Raw genomic sequence first — 15,898 nt, 5'->3', positions numbered from 1 at the left:
CCGGCGTCGGCGGTGCCCGCCCGGGTACCGCCGGCGCCGGCCCGCGGGGAAGCCGCGGGTCTCAAGGGCGCGTCGGCCGTCTCACCAGTACATCAGCGCCGCCTCGCCGGTGCCCCAGGAGGAGTAGAGGCGGGCGCGGACGACGTAGCTGCGGCCCTTGAAGAGCTTGACGTCGAGCCGCCCGTTGCGGTCCTGGCCGCTGTCGTCGTCGGCGGTGACGTACCGGAGTTCGCCGTTGACCCGCTCGAACAGGGCCATCACCACGTCGGCGTCACCGAAGGTGGCCACCGCGTACTTCCGGCTCTCGGCGGGTGTGATCTCGAAGTCCGTCTGCCCGCCGGAGTGCTTGGGGAGGGCGACGGACTCGCGCGGCTCCAGGTGACGCGGCCTGGCGACGAGCGTCGGGTACCACTGCTGCACCATGTCCTTGTCGAAGGCGGAGAGCGACAGCGGATCGGGGATGCCTTCGATCCGGTACTTCTTGGGCCGCTTGATCAGCCCCGGCGGGAAGGGGTATTCCATGATCGAGTCGGCGTCGAAGTCGGTGCCGGACACCGTGGCGGCGTCCAGCTTCCGGATGATGTTGAAGAACGTGGTCTCGCGGTCCCATTCGTTGGGCGGCAGGGCCAGCGCGGCGTAGACCTTCTCCTCCTCCCATTCGATCCCGGCGTTCGGATTCTGGTGTTCGTGGTCGAACCCCAGGACATGCCCGGTCTCGTGCAGGGCGGTGGCGTGGCCGACCGCGTCGGTGAGGTCCCAGCCGAAATTGGTGGTGGCCTCGTGCTGCCCGACCTGCAGCACATCGGTGCCCACCGCGGACTCGGAGAACCTGCCCTGGAAGTCGATCCGGACCTCGGACTCCGAGGAGTCGTCCACCTCCTTGAAGTCCAGTCCGATGCCGAGGTCCTTCCACTCGCGCAGGGCGGCCCGGACGGCGTCCAGTTGCCCGGGGCCCCGGCCGCCGCCGGTGGAGTCGAGGAAGCAGTAGCGCAGCACGGTGCCGTTCAGCCACTTGTTCCCGATGGTGATGATCGCGTGTGCCCGGTGCGGCGCGAGGCCGGGAGCCGGGGCGGGACGCAGGGACGACTTCTGGGAGCAGTACCGGGGTGGTCCGTAGTCGGCCACCGTGCTCCTGACGCCTGCCATGATGGTGCCTCCGATCTGCAACCGCCTGAGGGGCACAGGCGATCGGGTGCGGACTTGGCGGCTGTCGGACCATCCGGGAAAGGCTCCCACCATCGTCTCGCCACGACGGGCCCGTTACAACCCCCGTCGGCCCGCCGCCTGCGGCGGTGCCGGACGCCAGCACCCCCACCCGGGCGGGCCCGTCACTGGTCGTCACCGTAGTGACCGGACGTCACCAAAGTCACCGCCTGTCACCGGCGGCCGGGAAACTCGCGGGCCACCCGGCGCCCCGGCGGCTAGGGTGCCGCGATGAGCTCAGCACTTCGCCTCGTCGAGATCACCACCGAGAACGTGGAGGACGCCTGCCGGCTGTCCGTCCGCCCCGACCAGCAGCGGCTGGTGCAACCGGTCGCGCAGTCGCTCGCGCTGGCCTACGCCTTCGGGGAGCAGGCCTGGCCCCGGCTGGTGACGGACGGGGAGGAGATCGTCGGCTTCCTGATGGCCTTCTTCGACGTGCCCTTCGACGCCGATCCGCCCGGGGTGACCAGGGACGGCCTGTGGCGGCTCAACGTGGCCGCCGGGCAACAGGGCCGGGGGGTGGGCCGGTTCGCCGTGGAGCAGGTGGCGGCGGAGCTGCGGCGGCGCGGGCGGCGCACCCTGACGACCTCCTGGCACGTGGCCGACAACGGGCCCGAGCCGTTCTACCGCCGGCTCGGGTTCCGGCCGACCGGGGAGACCGTCGAGGGCGAGATCGTCGGGGAGCTGGACCTGGGGACGCCCGAGGCGGGCTGACCGGCCGCGCCCCGGGTGGCCCGGGTGGCCCGGCCGGGCACGGTGCCGCCTGGTCCTGTCAGGGCCAGGCTCCCCGGCGGCGGGCGGGCGAGAATCGGCGCATGAGCACTGCGACCGCCCTGCGGGACTTCCTCCGCTCCCGCCGCGCCCGGCTGCACCCCCGGGACGTCGGCCTCCCCGACGGCGGGCGGCCCCGCCGGGTGGCCGGCCTGCGCCGCGAGGAGATCGCCGAACTCGCCGACGTCAGCGTCGACTACTACACGCGGATGGAACAGGGCCGGGTCCGGAACGCCTCGCCGGCCGTCCTGGACGCGCTGGCCCGGGCGCTGCGGCTCGACCCGGAGGAGACCAGGCACCTGCACCGGATCGCCCGCCCGCCGGCGGGCCGCGCGACGGCCCGGCCGGGCGCGGCGCGCCCGCAGCAGGTCCGGCCGATGCTGCGGACCCTGCTGGCCTCCCTGGAGGGGCTGCCGTCCCTGGTGATGGGCCGGCGGATGGAGGTGCTGGCCTGGAACCGGGCGGCGAGCGCCCTGCTCGGCGACTTCGACGCGATGGCGCCGGCCGAGCGCAACATCGCCCGGATGACCTTCCTGCGCCCCGGCTCCCGCACCCTCTACGCCGACTGGGAGGCCTGCGCCCGGGGCAACGTCGCCTACCTGGGCATGGAGGCCGGGCGCCGCCCCGACGACCCCGAACTGGCCGCCCTGATCGGCGAACTCGCCATGAGGAGCCAGGAGTTCCGCACCTGGTGGGCCGAACATCCGGTGCAGGACAAGACCTCGGGGACGAAGGGCTTCCAGCACCCCGTGGTCGGCCGCCTGGAGCTGACCTACGAGACGCTGCGGGCCGCCGACGACCCGTCCCAGGCGCTGATCACGTACGCGCCCGAGCCCGGCAGCCCGTCCGCCGACGCCCTGCGGCTGCTGCTCTCCTGGACGGCGCCCGAACGCGCGCCCGCCCCCGCCGCGGCTCCGGCGGCCCGCCCGCGCTGACGACTTGCCCGTGATCGGGCCGGGGTGCCGCGCGGACGCCCGCCGCCCTGGCAGGATGGCGGCATGGAACGTGTGCTGGGGATCGGCGGATACTTCCTGCGGGCCGAGGACCCGGCGGCCCTGGCCGCCTGGTACCGCGACTGCCTGGGCCTGGACGCGGACGAGCACGGCATCTGGCGCCAGGAGGCCGGGCCGACGGTGTTCGCGACCTTCGAGTCCGGGACGGAGTACTTCGGCTCCCGCAGCCAGCAGACGATGCTCAACTTCCGGGTCCGCGACCTCGACGCGATGCTCGCGCAGTTGCGCGCCAAGGGGGCGGACGTGGCCGAGGAGACCCAGGACATGGAGGGGGTCGGCCGGTTCGGCTGGGTCACCGACCCGGGCGGCAACCGGATCGAACTGTGGCAGGCCGCCTGACCGGCCCCCACCTTCCTCCGCGCTGCCGCCGGTGCCGGTCACGGCGCCTGCGCGACATCCGGTCCGGGGCGGGAGTCCGTCGACCGCACGGTGATCCTGGGGATCGGCGGCCGGTCCAGCCAGTGCGGATCGGCCTCCCATTCCACCCCGCCGCTCTCGGGCCGCAGGTACACCGCGCGTCCCATCCGGCCCATGAAGACGCCGGTCCGGCCGCTCAGCACGTCGACCACCAACTCGCCCCGGCTGGAAGGCTGGTACGGCTCCGGCGGCGGCGTGCCGTGCACCCCTGGAGCCACCGCAGGGTACGGGCTCTCCAAGGTGAGATGCGCCTCGGGCAGCCCACCGCAGTTGGCCGGACACCGGCAGAACGGCATGCTCCGGTCGCTGACCACCGCCGGGACGGCGTCGTGGTGGCCGGACTGAGGACTCGTCATGATCACGTCTCCGTAGGTGCGTGGGCGCTCGCGCGCTCCTCACTCTTTGTACTCCTATGGTTACTGTGGGCGCCTGCGATCGGGGCGGTTTTGACGTGACAGTCTCCGATCGGTGGACGCGGTTGTGGACCCGGTCGCCGGTGAACTTCGCGGCCCACGTCGCGGGTGTCGGGGCCGGGGAGTTCGGCACGGTCCCGGCCGGCTGGGGGCGGGCCGCGCCGCCGGGGGCGCGGGGGCGTGCTCTGCCAGACTGGCCGGATGATCGTCAGAGTCGCCCGGAGCATGGATCGTGCCGGCTTCCTGGAGCTGGCCGGGCAGGTCGAGCAGTGGTTCGGGCCGATGGTGGAGGACCCCGGGTTCCGGCGGGCCGTCGAGGACCACATCGGCCGGGGTGCCGCGCTGGTGGTCGACGCCCCGGCGGGTGACCGACTGCTCGGCGGGCTGCTGTTCGGGTCGGAGCCGCCGCTGCACCACGTGCACTGGCTGGTGGTCTCCGAGGAGGCGCGCGGGCTGGGGATCGGGCGGGCGCTGATGGCGGAGGCCCTGGGCCGGTTCGCGGCCCGCGGCGGGACGGTCGAGGTGGTGACCTTCGGCGCCGACCATCCGGGCGCCGGGGCCGGCGGGGCCCGGGTGTTCTACGAGGGCCTCGGGTTCACGCCCGGGGAGCCGGCCCCGGCGGGGCCGGAGGGCGGCTCGCGGCAGCTCTACCGGCGGGCCGTCGGCTGACGGCCCGCCGGACGGTGCCTCAGCCGCCCGTCCCGTAGGTGGTGTTGGCGCAGATGTCGTCGTCGGCGGAGCGGGCGTCGGCGGTGTCGGCGGGCGCCAGGGTGGGCGGCGGCGCCGGGGTGCCGGGGGAGGCGCCCGTGCCACCGCCGTTGGCGTCGGCGTAGTCCTTGCCGAGCACCAGGCTGATGCCGGCCGCGCTGCTCGGGGTGAGGGTGGCGCCGGGGAAGAGCGCGGCCACCTTCTCGGCGTTGGCCTTCTGGCCGGTGCCGTACTCGACCAGGGTGGTGGCGTGGCTGGTGGAGGGGGCGCCGGTGGTCTTGGTGACGGTGAACTTCGCTGCCTTGAGCGTCTCGCCCGCCTTGCCGGCCAGTCCGTTGGCGGTGGTGCCGTTGTAGACGGCGACCTTGATGCCCGTGCCGTTGGTGTCGGGGGCGGCGGGCGGCGCGGCCGGGGCGCTGACCGGTGCGGCCGGTGCCGCCGGGCTCGCGGCGGGTGCCTCGGCCTGGCCGGTGGCGTCCTGGCCGTCGATGGTGCGGTCGGCCTTGAGGGTGGCCCAGAGGTTGTCGACGTTCGGGTGCACGAGGTCGATGTTCTCGCCGTGGTACTGCCAGCGGGGGGTGAGGAACTTCAGGTCGTGCATGTCGATGTTCTTCATCGACAGGCCGAAGGAGAGCAGCTTGTCCACGCTGTCGAGGCCGGGGTCGACGGTCATCGACTTGGTGGCGGCGTTGGCCAGCGGGAGCAGGGTGGTGGGGCTGAGGCCCTGCTTCTTCACCTTGGAGATGAGCGAACCCATGAAGGCCTGCTGGCGCTTCATCCGGCCGATGTCGGAGCCGTCGCCGATGCCGTGCCGCAGCCGGACGTAGTCCAGCGCGAGCTGGCCGTCGACCTTCTGCTTGCCCATCGGCAGGACGACCTTGCCCTTCTTGCCGAGGTTGGGGTTGATGTCCCCCTCGTAGATGGCCTCGGGGAGGCAGACGTCGACGCCGTCGACGGCCTTGGTCATCGTGGAGAAGCCCTGGAAGTCGACCACGATGGTGTGGTCGACCCGGATGCCGGTCAGCTTCTCGACGGTGTTCTGGGCGCAGGCCGGGTTGCCCTCGCTGGTACCGCCCAGTGCGAAGGCCTCGTTGAACAGGGCGCCGGTCTTCTCCTTGGTCCACTTGCCGCTGGGCAGCTTGCAGGAGGGCAGGGTGACCAGGGCGTTGCGCGGTATGGATATCCCCACGGCGTGCTTGTGGTCGGCGTAGACGTGCAACAGGATCGTGGTGTCCGAGCGGGCGCCCTCGGAGTCGCCGCCGCCGAGGTCGCTGTTGCTGCCGCTGCGGCTGTCGGAGCCGAGCAGCAGGACGTTGACGGGCTTGTTGCCGTTGGCGTCGGCCTGCGCCTCGGGCGGGCGGTCGGTGGAGATGGCGTCCGGGTCGAAGCTCTTGATGTTGCCGTTGAACAGCAGGTAGAGCGCGCCGCCGCCCGCGACGAGCAGCACCATCGCGCTGGCCGCCGTCCAGGCGACGAACTTCTTCCGGTTCCGCTGCGGCTTGCGGCCACGGCCGGCGGCGGCCGCGCCACGGCCGTCGGCCGGCGGGGTCGCGCCCCGGCCACCGCGTCCCTGCGCGGCCTTGCGGGCCTCCGCGCGGCCGCCCGGTCTGGGGGCGGGTACGCCTTCCTCGGGTCGGGTCGCGGCGCCCGTGCGCGCGGCACGGCCCGGCGCGGCGTCGGACTGCTCGCCGCCACCCCCGTACGGGCCTTCGTTCCACTGCCCCGACACAAGCGCACCTTTCACCGACGGAATCCGGTACGGACCTGAGCACCGTATCCATACAGACGCTCGAAAGATGGTCGGATGTTACACACAGGTAGGTTACCGAACGTCAACAGTTGGCCCGCAGAAGGGTGCTCACATGACGACGGGGGCCGCGGGAGCCCGGTGCCCGGGCGGCAGGAGCGGGTCGCCACGGATCTGCCGGCAGTCCCCGCAGAGGCCCGTCCGGAGCGGGTCCGGAGGTGACCGGCGGCCGGTCACGGCCCTGGCACTCGGGATGCTCCGCGAGGGCGGGCGACCGGGCGGGACCGGCCGGGGTTCGGGCTGCAGCTTGCCCTTGAGCCGGTAGGCCAGCAGGGCGGCGGGGTTGCGCAGCGTGGCGGGCAGGCCCTGGGTGGCGCCCGCGACGATCCGGCCGTCGGCGGCGCCCCGGGCGAGCCACTCCTCGATCAGCGGGGCCGGGGCGGCCCGGTCGCGGCCACCGAGGGCCGGCCGGTGGTCGGCGGTGGTGAGGCCGTGCGGGACGACCGTGACGGCGGCGCCGGCGGGCCCGGGCGGGAGGTCAGGGACGGCGGGGGCCTCAGGGGCCCCGGAGGCCTCCGGGGCGGCCCGGTCGCGGCCACCGAGGGCCGGCCGGTGGTCGGCGGTGGTGAGGCCGTGCGGGACGACCGTGACGGCGGCGCCGGCGGGCCCGGGCGGGAGGTCAGGGACGGCGGGGGCCTCAGGGGCCCCGGAGGCCTCCGGGGCGGCCCGGGCGACCGCCGCCGGCGGGAGGGTCGGCGGTCGATCGCCCCGGCCCGGAGCCGGCCGGGGACGACCGGATCGGTGACCTCTCCCGACCGGTGAGCGAAGATGGATCGGTGACCACCACCCCGGGCCGGCCGAAGCCCCGCACCCGCCTGATCGCCACCGACCTGGACGGCACCCTGCTCTGCGCCGGCGGCACCGTCTCCGCGCGCACCGCCGCCGCCCTGGCCGCCGCCGAGGCGGCCGGGATCCAGGTGGTCTTCGTCACCGGGCGCCCGCCGCGCTGGATGCAGCAGGTCAGCTCGCACGTCGGCGGTCACGGCGTGGCGATCTGCTCCAACGGCGGCGCGATCGTCGACGTCCGGCGCGGCGAGCTGCTGGAGACCTTCCCGCTGACCGCCGAGAACGCGCTCGCGGTGATCACGGCGCTGCGCGCCAAGCTGCCCGGCACCGCCTTCGCCTTCGAGTACCCGGGCGGCTTCGCCCGCGAGCCCGGCTACGAGGTGCGGATGTGGGGCTCCGACGAGAGCCACCCGGTCGGCCCGGCCGAGGAGCTGCTCAGCCCGGGCGGCGAGGTCCGGGACCTCTTCAAGCTGCTCGCCAAGCACCCCGACCTCGACCCGGACAAGCTGCTGGGCGAGGCCCGCAAGGCCGCCGGGCACCTCGCCGAGATCACCCGGTCCAGCCCGATCCCGCTGCTGGAGATCAGCGCGCCGGGCGTCACCAAGGCCAGCACCCTGGCCCACTGGTGCGCCGGGCACGACATCGACAGCAGCGAGGTGGTGGCCTTCGGCGACATGCCGAACGACCTGGAGATGCTGGCCTGGGCCGGCCGCGCGTACGCCGTCGCCAACGCCCACCCCGAGGTGCTCGCCGCCGTCGCCACGCACACCGTGAGCAACGAGCAGGACGGCGTGGCGACCGTGCTGGAGACCCTGCTGGGCAGCACCGGGGACGCGCCGGCCTGACCCCGGACGGCCCGGGCTCAGCCCGCCCGCTCCAGGCGCACCGGCAGTCGCCGCAGCCGCCAGCCCTCCGGCAGCGGGACGCGCTCCAACTGCTCGGGCGCCACCGCCAGGGTCAGCCCGGGGTGGCGCCGCAGCAGTGCGGCCAGGGCCACCTCGGCCTCCTGGCGGGCCAGCCCGGCGCCCGGGCAGGAGTGGATGCCGTGGCCGAAGCCGACCTGCTGCTCGCCCGGGCCGGCCGGCTCGCGGGTCAGGTCCAGCCGCTCCGGGTGGGGGTGGCGGCGGGGGTCGAAGTTCGCCGCCACCAGGACGAGCTGCACCGCCTCGCCGCGCCGGATCCGGGTGTCCCGGAAGGTCAGGTCCTCGGTGGCCCAGCGCGGCCCGGTCAGCTGCACCGGGCCGCACCAGCGCACCAGCTCCTCGACGGCGCGCGGCCAGAGCGCCGGGTCGGCGTCGAGCCGGGCCCGCTCCCCGGGGTGGGTGAGCAGCGCCGCCGCGCCGTTGCCGATCAGGTCGGCGGTGGGGGCATGGCCGGCCGCGACGAGCGCCAGCACCAGGCCGGCCACCTCCTCGTCGGTGATCCGCCCGTCGCCCGACACCCCGCCGCACGGCCCGTCGACCACCGCGCCGCCGACCCCGCCGCACGGCCCGTCGACCACCGCGCCGCCGACCCCGCCGCACGGCCCGCCCACAGCCCCGCGCACGGCGGCCTCGTCGGGGCGCAGGAGGGCGCCGACCAGGTCGTCGGCGGGCTCCGCCCGACGCCGGGCGGCCAGCTCCCGGAGGCGGCCGGCCAGGGCCTCGGTGGCGGCGTCCGCGCGCCCGGCGGCGTGCTCGGCGCTCCACCCGCGCCACAGCCCGCGGTCGGCCTCGGGCAGCCCCACCAGCGCGCCGAGCACGCCGATGGACAGCGGGTACGCGTAGTGCTCGACCAGGTCGACCGCGCCGTCGACGGCGTACCCGGGCAGGGCGTCCAGCAGCTGGTCGGCGATCCGCTCCACCCGGGGGCGCAGGGCCTGCAGCCGGTGGGCGGAGAAGGCCCGCGCGGCGGGCCGGCGCAACCTGGTGCGGGCCGGCGGGTCGGTGTCCGGCAGCGATCCCGGCAGCCGCGGGCGGCCGGGCTCCGCCGGGGTCCGCTCCGGCGCCCCGGCGCACCCGCTGCTCCCCGCCGGCCGGCCGGGCACCGAGGCGGGGGAGGTGACGAACCTCTGGTCGCGCAGCAGCTCCCGGACGTCGTCGTGCCGGGTGACCAGCCAGACCGGGGCGCCGTCCGGCCGGCGGCCCCGGACGATCGGGCCCTGCTCGCGCAGCCTCCCGTACCCGCCGAACGGGTCCGCGAGCAGCTCCGGATCCATCAGGTCCGGCTCGCCGGGATGCTTGCCCGCATGCTCACCGAGCCCGGCCGGGGCCGCCTCCCTGGCGGGGGGTACGGCGGTGGTGGCGGCAGTGGCGGGGGTGGGCATCGTCCGGTCCTCTCATCGGCGAACTGGTCCTACCGGCCCAACGACACCTGTTCGGGCCGGTAACGGCGCGCCCCGGCGGGCGGGCGGCGCCGCCCGTACGGTTCCCCCCTTCGGCCCAGTGGTCACACCGGATCCGGCCGTCACAGCGGGCCGGCCGGCGCCGTGGCGGCTTGGCCGGCGCCCCGGCTACCCGAAGCGACCGTTGACGTAGTCGGCGGTGCGCTGGTCGCGCGGGTTGCCGAAGAGCTGCTCGGTCGGGCCCGCCTCGACGATCCGGCCCGGGGTGTCGTGGGTCGCCAGGAAGAACGCGCAGGACTGCGAAACCCGCTGCGCCTGCTGCATGTTGTGGGTGACGATCACGATGGTGAGCCGGCCGCGCAGCTCCGCGATGGTTTCCTCGACCCGGCGGGTGGAGGTCGGGTCGAGCGCCGAACAGGGCTCGTCCATCAGCAGGATGTCCGGCGAGACCGCCAACGAGCGGGCGATGCACAGGCGTTGCTGCTGGCCGCCGGAGAGCGAACCGCCCGGCGTGTGCAGCCGGGTGGCCACCTCGTCCCAGAGTCCGGCCCGGCGCAGGCTGGACTCCACCAGGTGCTCGCGCTCCTCCTTGCCGACCTTGATCCCGGCCAGCTTCAGCCCGCTCGCCACGTTGTCCTGGATCGACATCGCCGGGAAGGGATTGGGGCGTTGGAACACCATGCCGATCCGCCGCCGCACCTCCGCCGGCCGGCGGCCCGGCCGGTAGACGTCGTCGCCGTCCAGCAGCACCTCGCCGGCCAGCGCCGCGCCGCGGACCATCTCGTGCATCCGGTTGAGGATCCGCAGGTAGGTCGACTTACCGCAGCCGGACGGGCCGATCAGCGCCGTCACCTCACCGGCGGCCATGCCGAGCGAGACCCGCTCCAGCACCTTGTGGGAGCCGAACCAGGCCGACACGTCCCGGGTTTCCAGGCCGGCCAGGCCCTCGGGGGGCGCGTCGGCGAAGGCCCCGGACGGGACGGGCGGCAGGGTCAGGGTGGTCTCGCCGGCGCCGGGCGGCGGCGGGTCGGCGGGCCGGGTCGTCGGCAGGTCGGCGGTCAGGTTCGGTGCGTCGGTCATCGGTGCGGTCCTCCGGAGCGCGCGGCAGGCGCGCGTCAGTAGAGATTGGGCAGCAGGGCGGCGGCGTTCTCGTACACGCTCCAGAGCAGCGCGCCGAGCACCGGCGCGAGGCTCAGGTAGGCGGCCGAGCGGCGCCACCAGCGGGCCGCGGCGGTGGCGGCCAGCACGGCCCCCAGCAGCCCGAGCGTCCAGAGCTGCAGTGCGGCGAGCGCGCCCTTGTCGGCCGCGAGGGCCTTGTCGTGGGCGATGGTGGCGGGCCGGCCGCCGGGGTTCGGCCGGGCCTCGTCGTCGAGCCGGGCGCCGATCAGCACCGTCCCGGACGGGATCCAGCCGGAGTCGCCGGTGACCAGCACCAGCCGGTTCCGCGCCGGGTCGGTGATCGGCTGGTCGGCGTCCCCGTAGACGTTCACGGTGTACGTGAACCTGCCCTGACCGGTGGTGGCGGTGATCTTGTCGCCGACCCGCAGCTCGGACAGCCTGGCGAAGGGCGCGCCGAAGCTCGCCCCGCGTCCGAACAGCACGCTCACGCCCTGCTGGCCGGGCAGCGCGGTGTCCCGCCGGTGGCCCGGACCGCGCATCAGGTCCCGGCCGGTGGTGCCCTCGACCACCACGGCCCGGTGCAGGCCGATGGCGGGGATGTCGATCAGCGCCACGGGCGCGCCGTCGGCGGCCGCGCCGGTCGGGGCGACGGCCTTGGCGAGCTGGTCCCGGAAGGTCTTGTAGGAGGTCGACTGGGAGTGCCGCTCCTGCAGGTGGGACAGGGTGAAGAGGTAGCCGACGAAGCCGGTCAGCAGGGCGGCCGCCAGGCTGGCCGCCCAGGCCGCCTGAAGGAACCGCCGCCGGGCGGTGGACCGGCCGGCCGCCGGCGCGGCCGCGGGGGCCGGCGCGGAGGCCTTGGACAGCCTCGCCGCCGGCGCGGCCGCCCCGGGCCCGGCGGGGGCCGGCACGGTGACGGACGCCGGGTCGATCGTGGGTGCGCTCACCGTCTCCTCCTCTGCGTGGTTCCGGCGGTGCGGCGGGCCGTCATGCCGGACCGCCCGGGGTCTGCCGGCGCCGCCGGAGCAGGTAGCCGCCCAGCAGCGGCGGCACGGCGACCACCGCCAGCAGCTCCAGCGCCGTCAGCGTGGTGAGCAGCCAGTCCTCGGGCCGCCCGTCGACCGCGACCACGGTGGCCGGGATCTCGCCGGCCTGGCCGCCGCGTCCGGCGGCGACCACCTGGCCGGTCTGCGGGTCCACCACCTGCTCGGCGGCCGCCTCGCCGTTCGCGCCCGGATCGGCCGCGCCGCCCCCGGCGCCGGCCGCCGGGTCACCGCCCCCGGCGCCGCCCGCCGTGCCACCGGTACCGGCACCGGCCCCCGCGCCGCCGGTGGAGCCGCCGGACGAACCGCCCGCCCGGGCACCGGGGCCGGTCGACGTACCGCCGGTGCCGCCCGCCGCGCCGCCGCTGCCGCCCTTGGGCACGGCCTGGCCGCCCTGGACGGTGCAGTCGATCGGGGTGCCGGCCTTGTCGCAGGGGCTGGGCTGCGGTGCGTTGGTGAGGACGGTGAGCTGCCCGGCCGAGTTGAAGGTCGGGTTGGCGCAGTTGCTCAGCGAGTTCGGGTCCACCGGGCTGGCGTTCCCCGGGATGTGCTGGACCTGCAGCATCCCGCCCTTCACCAGGCCGCGCGGGATCGGCGAGTAGCCGAGGCCGTCCGCCTCGCCCTGGCCCTCGCAGAGCACGTACGCGATGAACCGGCTCAGCGCGCTGCCCTTGTCGTTGTTGAAGCGCGGCGGCACCGGCAGGCTGGCCCCCGCGCGCGGCACGATCAGGTAGCTGTAGCTGGAGATCGGGTACGAGCGCGGGTCGTTCATGGTGTAGACGCCGTCGAGGTTCTGCTGCAGGAAGTTGGGGTCGTCCGGCGGAGTGTTGTCGTCGACGCCGCGGATCTTGGCGGCGGTCAGCGCGATCGCCACGTTGGAGGCGGTCGGCAGCGAGTAGTACCCGGCCGCGTTGAGCACCTTCACCACCGGCCAGTTGCTGCGCTTGGCGAAGGCGTACTCGTCGTAGCCGATGGTGCCGAGCCCGGCCTGCGACTTGATGTACCCGGCCACCACGTCGGAGCCGTTCTGCGCGACCATCCGGCCCGAGGGCGGGAAGAACTCGGTGTAGTCGCCGCAGCTGTAGCCGTTGATCCGGGTGCAGTACGCCTCCCACTGGTCCTTGTGGGTGTGCGACATCCAGCGGGTGAACTGGGCGGTGGCGCCGGAGCCGTCGGAGCGGACGATCGGGGTGATCGGCAGCTTGGGCAGCGCGCGGCCGTAGTCCGCGGTGATCCGGGGGTCGTCCCAGGAGGTGATCTTGTTGGTGAAGATGTCCACCACCGTCTGCGGGGACAGCCGCAGGTCACGCACCTGCTTGCCGGCCACCACCAGGTTGTACATGAACGTGGTGCCGCCGGCCGTGATCGGCACGTAGGAGTACCCGTACACCTGCGGCTCGCTGTTGCCGGCGCCGTTGCTGTGCGCGGCGGAGCCCAGACCGGTGTCGGCCTGGGTGCGGAACGGGACGTCCGAGGCGGTGAAGTCGTCCTGGCCGATGGTCCACTGGGTCCGGCCGGCGGCCGAGCCGACCGCGTTGAAGTTGATCTGGATGCCCTGCGGCGCGACGTCCTGGCGCCACTGGTCGATCGCCGGGCCCGCCCAGCTGGAGCCGTCCGCGTTGAGCGAGGTGGCGGCGTACGCGGGCGTGCTACGCCCCAGCAGCAGGGTCAGGGCGACCAGCAGCAGGGACAGCAGCAGGGCCGGCGGTCGCGGCACGGGGCGGCTTGCGGCCTCCCAGGACATGGGGACTCCTCCGGAGCGCGGGGTGCGGGGCAGGGACATCAGGACTCCCGGACGGGTCGGGCGGGTCCGGCGGACCGGGCGGCCGTCGCGGGGCGGGCGTGCCGGGCGGGGCGGGTGGCCTGGGCGGGCCCGGCGGGCCGGATGGCCCGGTCGATCCGCCGCCGCTGGCGGCGGGTCAGCTGCCCCGGGGCGCGGCCGCCGACGACCCGGGCCGTCACGAACAGGACCAGCACCACGATCATCAGCGTGAGCGCGGCGGCGAAGGCCCGCGAGACCATCTCGGGGTAGGGCTGCTTCACGTAGTTCCAGATGTAGAGCGGCAGCGACACCTGGTGCTCGGCGAACGGGTTGCCGTTGAACTGCGAGGTGAACCCCGAGGTCAGCAGCACCGGCGAGGTCTCGCCGACACCGCGCGCCATCCCCAGCACCACCGCCGTCACCAGGCCGGGCCGGGCGGTCGGCAGGACGACGTTCCAGACCGTCCGCCACTGGCTGCCGCCGAGCGCGTACGAGGCCTCCCGCAGGGTGCCGGGCACCAGCCGGATGACCACCTCGGCGGCCCGGGTGACGATCGGCATCATCATCACGGTGAGCGCCAGCGAGGCCGCGAACCCGCTCTTCTCCGCACCCATCGTGACGATCACGATGCCGAGGATGAACAGGCCGGCGACGATCGACGGCAGCGCCGTCATCGCCTCGACCAGGGTCCGCACCGGCCGGGCCGTCCGGCCGCCGACCTCGGACATGAAGACGGCCGCGGCGATCCCCAGCGGGACGGCGAACAGCGTGGCCAGGCCCAGCTGTTCGAGCGATCCGACCACCGCGTTGAGGGCGCCGCCGGAGGTGATGGGGGAGAGCGCCGCGGTCGTCTCCATCGACTCGGTGAAGAAGTTCAGGTGGCGGGCCGCGTGCAGGCCCTTCAGCAGGACGTAGCCGACCTGGTCGGCGATCAGCCCGACCACCAGCAGGCCCGAACTCCAGGTCACCACCGCGACCAGCCGCTCGCGCACCAGCTGCGCCTCCCACTGGAGCCGCCCGAGCGCGAAGTACCCCGCCAGGAAGAGCAGGTACCAGCAGAGCAGGAACCCGAGCGCTCCGCTGAACGGCAGCACCCGCTCGTACAGCAGCCAGTCGAGCGCGAGCGAGCCGCCGACGGCGCCCAGCAGGGTCAGCACGTCCTCGCGGGTGACCCCGCCCAGCCGAACCCGGCGTTCGGGCCCGGCGGCGGACGGCGCCCCGGTCGGGCCGGCCGGCCCGGGGGCGGCCGTGGACGGAGCCGGCGCGGGGGGAAGGTCGAGGGTGGTCATCCGGTGGTCCCTTCGAAGCGGCGGGGCGGCAGTGGGGCGCGGTCGGCCGGAGCCTGCGGGGCCGGGCGGCCGGGCACGGTCAGTCCGCCGTGGTCGCGCCGGAGCGGGACCGGTTGATGACGACACCAGCCGCCAGGTTGACCAGCAGGGTGAGGGCGAACAGCACCAGACCGGCCGCCATCAGCGCGGACAGCGACAGCGCGTCCGACTCCCCGAAGCGCAGGGCGATCAGCGCCGAGATCGAGTTGGCGCCGTTCTCCAGCACATGGGTGATCGCCTGGAAGTTCGGCGAGATGATCAGCGCGACCGCGATGGTCTCGCCCATCGCCCGGCCGAAGCCGAGCATCACCGCGCCGATCACGCCGCCCCGGCCGAACGGCAGCACCACCGTGCGCACCATCCCCCACCGGGTGCTGCCCAGCGCGTACGCGCCCTCCCGCTCGCCCTGCGGCGCCTGGGAGAACACCTCCCGGCTGAGCGAGGTCACGATCGGGATGATCATCAGCGACACCACCACCCCCGCGATGAAGGTGGAGGAGGTGTACGAGGTGCCGATGTCGCCGGTGCGCACCTCGAGGAACGGGATCGTGTCCCCCAGGTGCATCGCCGTCCAGCGGACGAAGCCGATGATCCGGGGCTGCAGGAAGAACAGGCCCCACAGGCCGTAGACGATGCTGGGGATCGCCGCCATCAGGTCGACCAGCGAGATCAGCGTCGCCCGCAGCCGGACGGGGGCGTACTCCGAGATGAAGACGGCGGTGGTCAGCGCCACCGGCACCGCGATGACCAGCGCGATCACCGCGATCAGCAGGCCGTTGGGCAGCACCGCCGCGATGCCGAAGGAGTGCGCCTGGGTGCGCCACTTCTGCTCGGTCAGGAACGACCAGCCGACCGCCCGGAGCGCGTCCGAGCCGCGCAGCAGGAGGAAGAACGCGATCAGCCCCATGATCACGAAGACCGAGAGGCCGGCCGCCCGCAGCACGCCGCGGAACAGCCGGTCACCGGGCGTCGCGGGAGCGCTGATCGTGCGGGGGACGTCGGGGTCGGACGTGGCCCGGGCGAGGGGTGCCGCGGGCTCGATGGCGGCTGTCATGGTCTGCTCTCCGGCGCGCTCGGTACGGGGCTGGGCCCGGGACTCGGTTCAGGACTCGGGGCGGGACTCGGTGCGGGACTCGGTGCGGACGTCGGGTCAGGACCGGGTGCGGACGGGGGATTCGGGCGGACCCGTCCGGCGGGGCGGTCCGGCG

14 protein-coding genes are annotated in these 15,898 nt (G+C 74.6%); 5 read left to right on the top strand and 9 right to left on the bottom strand.

Annotation, left to right across the window (positions count from 1 at the left end; translation table 11 throughout):
* Positions 1 to 81 precede the first annotated feature (81 nt).
* Positions 82 to 1,146, bottom strand: coding sequence for a M12 family metallopeptidase (locus tag J2S46_RS21665; RefSeq protein WP_191288412.1), 1,065 nt, complete (start codon positions 1,144 to 1,146; stop codon positions 82 to 84).
* A gap of 288 nt (positions 1,147 to 1,434) precedes the next feature.
* On the opposite strand from J2S46_RS21665, the gene J2S46_RS21660 reads away from it, so the two are divergent.
* The 3 genes from J2S46_RS21660 to J2S46_RS21650 all read left to right on the top strand — a co-directional run bounded on the left by J2S46_RS21660 (position 1,435) and on the right by J2S46_RS21650 (position 3,326).
* On the top strand, positions 1,435 to 1,917 hold the full coding sequence (locus J2S46_RS21660) for a GNAT family N-acetyltransferase (protein ID WP_191288413.1): 483 nt from the start codon (positions 1,435 to 1,437) through the stop codon (positions 1,915 to 1,917).
* Positions 1,918 to 2,018: 101 nt separating this feature from the next.
* On the top strand, positions 2,019 to 2,909 hold the full coding sequence (locus J2S46_RS21655; RefSeq protein WP_191288414.1) for a helix-turn-helix transcriptional regulator: 891 nt from the start codon (positions 2,019 to 2,021) through the stop codon (positions 2,907 to 2,909).
* A gap of 63 nt (positions 2,910 to 2,972) precedes the next feature.
* The gene (locus tag J2S46_RS21650; protein ID WP_191288415.1) at positions 2,973 to 3,326 is read left to right on the top strand and encodes a VOC family protein; all 354 of its coding nucleotides are present in this window, start codon (positions 2,973 to 2,975) and stop codon (positions 3,324 to 3,326) included.
* Between the two features lie 38 nt (positions 3,327 to 3,364).
* Here the strand turns inward: J2S46_RS21650 and J2S46_RS21645 are convergent, their stop codons facing one another.
* Entirely contained in the window at positions 3,365 to 3,760 is a 396-nt protein-coding gene (locus J2S46_RS21645) for a hypothetical protein (RefSeq protein WP_229912185.1), read from the bottom strand.
* A 258-nt stretch (positions 3,761 to 4,018) separates the two neighbouring features.
* Between J2S46_RS21645 and J2S46_RS21640 the strand changes: the two genes are divergently transcribed.
* A complete protein-coding gene (locus tag J2S46_RS21640) occupies positions 4,019 to 4,486 on the top strand; it encodes a GNAT family N-acetyltransferase (protein WP_191288416.1) in 468 nt (155 codons plus the stop codon).
* Positions 4,487 to 4,505: 19 nt separating this feature from the next.
* On the opposite strand, the gene J2S46_RS21635 is transcribed toward J2S46_RS21640, so the two are convergent.
* Positions 4,506 to 6,254 carry an LCP family protein gene (locus tag J2S46_RS21635; protein WP_191288417.1) on the bottom strand — a complete coding sequence of 583 codons (1,749 nt, stop codon included), beginning with the start codon at positions 6,252 to 6,254 and terminating at the stop codon, positions 4,506 to 4,508.
* Between the two features lie 854 nt (positions 6,255 to 7,108).
* Here J2S46_RS21635 and J2S46_RS21630 point away from each other — a divergent pair.
* Positions 7,109 to 7,963, top strand: coding sequence for an HAD family hydrolase (locus tag J2S46_RS21630; protein WP_191288418.1), 855 nt, complete (start codon positions 7,109 to 7,111; stop codon positions 7,961 to 7,963).
* A gap of 17 nt (positions 7,964 to 7,980) precedes the next feature.
* Here J2S46_RS21630 and J2S46_RS21625 read toward each other — a convergent pair whose 3' ends face one another.
* The 6 genes from J2S46_RS21625 to pstC form a co-directional block, all read right to left on the bottom strand.
* Complete coding sequence (locus J2S46_RS21625; protein ID WP_229912186.1) at positions 7,981 to 9,423, bottom strand: cytochrome P450; 1,443 nt, start codon at positions 9,421 to 9,423, stop codon at positions 7,981 to 7,983.
* Positions 9,424 to 9,609: 186 nt separating this feature from the next.
* Positions 9,610 to 10,521, bottom strand: a complete 912-nt coding sequence (locus J2S46_RS21620) for a phosphate ABC transporter ATP-binding protein (RefSeq protein WP_191288419.1) — start codon at positions 10,519 to 10,521, stop codon at positions 9,610 to 9,612.
* Between the two features lie 35 nt (positions 10,522 to 10,556).
* A complete protein-coding gene (locus J2S46_RS21615) occupies positions 10,557 to 11,504 on the bottom strand; it encodes a sortase (protein WP_229912190.1) in 948 nt (315 codons plus the stop codon).
* Positions 11,505 to 11,544: 40 nt separating this feature from the next.
* Positions 11,545 to 13,344, bottom strand: a complete 1,800-nt coding sequence (locus J2S46_RS21610; RefSeq protein WP_191288420.1) for a substrate-binding domain-containing protein — start codon at positions 13,342 to 13,344, stop codon at positions 11,545 to 11,547.
* Between the two features lie 38 nt (positions 13,345 to 13,382).
* Complete coding sequence (pstA, locus tag J2S46_RS21605) at positions 13,383 to 14,651, bottom strand: phosphate ABC transporter permease PstA (RefSeq protein WP_191288421.1); 1,269 nt, start codon at positions 14,649 to 14,651, stop codon at positions 13,383 to 13,385.
* Between the two features lie 79 nt (positions 14,652 to 14,730).
* Positions 14,731 to 15,744, bottom strand: coding sequence for a phosphate ABC transporter permease subunit PstC (gene pstC / locus J2S46_RS21600; RefSeq protein ID WP_191288422.1), 1,014 nt, complete (start codon positions 15,742 to 15,744; stop codon positions 14,731 to 14,733).
* Positions 15,745 to 15,898 lie beyond the last annotated feature (154 nt).

Source organism: Kitasatospora herbaricolor (assembly GCF_030813695.1).
GTDB classification, from domain to species: domain Bacteria; phylum Actinomycetota; class Actinomycetes; order Streptomycetales; family Streptomycetaceae; genus Kitasatospora; species Kitasatospora herbaricolor.
The sequence above is the reverse complement of the archived record's forward strand: the minus strand, read 5'-3'. Positions and strand labels throughout refer to the sequence as shown.

What these genes read in the sequence shown, in the direction of transcription:
- J2S46_RS21665 (WP_191288412.1), bottom strand. Translation starts at nt 1,146, where the DNA reads ATGGCAGGCGTCAGGAGCACGGTGGCCGACTACGGACCACCCCGGTAC.
- J2S46_RS21660 (WP_191288413.1), top strand. Translation starts at nt 1,435, where the DNA reads ATGAGCTCAGCACTTCGCCTCGTCGAGATCACCACCGAGAACGTGGAG.
- J2S46_RS21655 (WP_191288414.1), top strand. Translation starts at nt 2,019, where the DNA reads ATGAGCACTGCGACCGCCCTGCGGGACTTCCTCCGCTCCCGCCGCGCC.
- J2S46_RS21650 (WP_191288415.1), top strand. Translation starts at nt 2,973, where the DNA reads ATGGAACGTGTGCTGGGGATCGGCGGATACTTCCTGCGGGCCGAGGAC.
- J2S46_RS21645 (WP_229912185.1), bottom strand. Translation starts at nt 3,760, where the DNA reads ATGACGAGTCCTCAGTCCGGCCACCACGACGCCGTCCCGGCGGTGGTC.
- J2S46_RS21640 (WP_191288416.1), top strand. Translation starts at nt 4,019, where the DNA reads ATGATCGTCAGAGTCGCCCGGAGCATGGATCGTGCCGGCTTCCTGGAG.
- J2S46_RS21625 (WP_229912186.1), bottom strand. Translation starts at nt 9,423, where the DNA reads ATGCCCACCCCCGCCACTGCCGCCACCACCGCCGTACCCCCCGCCAGG.
- J2S46_RS21620 (WP_191288419.1), bottom strand. Translation starts at nt 10,521, where the DNA reads ATGACCGACGCACCGAACCTGACCGCCGACCTGCCGACGACCCGGCCC.
- J2S46_RS21610 (WP_191288420.1), bottom strand. Translation starts at nt 13,344, where the DNA reads ATGTCCTGGGAGGCCGCAAGCCGCCCCGTGCCGCGACCGCCGGCCCTG.
- pstA (WP_191288421.1), bottom strand. Translation starts at nt 14,651, where the DNA reads ATGACCACCCTCGACCTTCCCCCCGCGCCGGCTCCGTCCACGGCCGCC.
- pstC (WP_191288422.1), bottom strand. Translation starts at nt 15,744, where the DNA reads ATGACAGCCGCCATCGAGCCCGCGGCACCCCTCGCCCGGGCCACGTCC.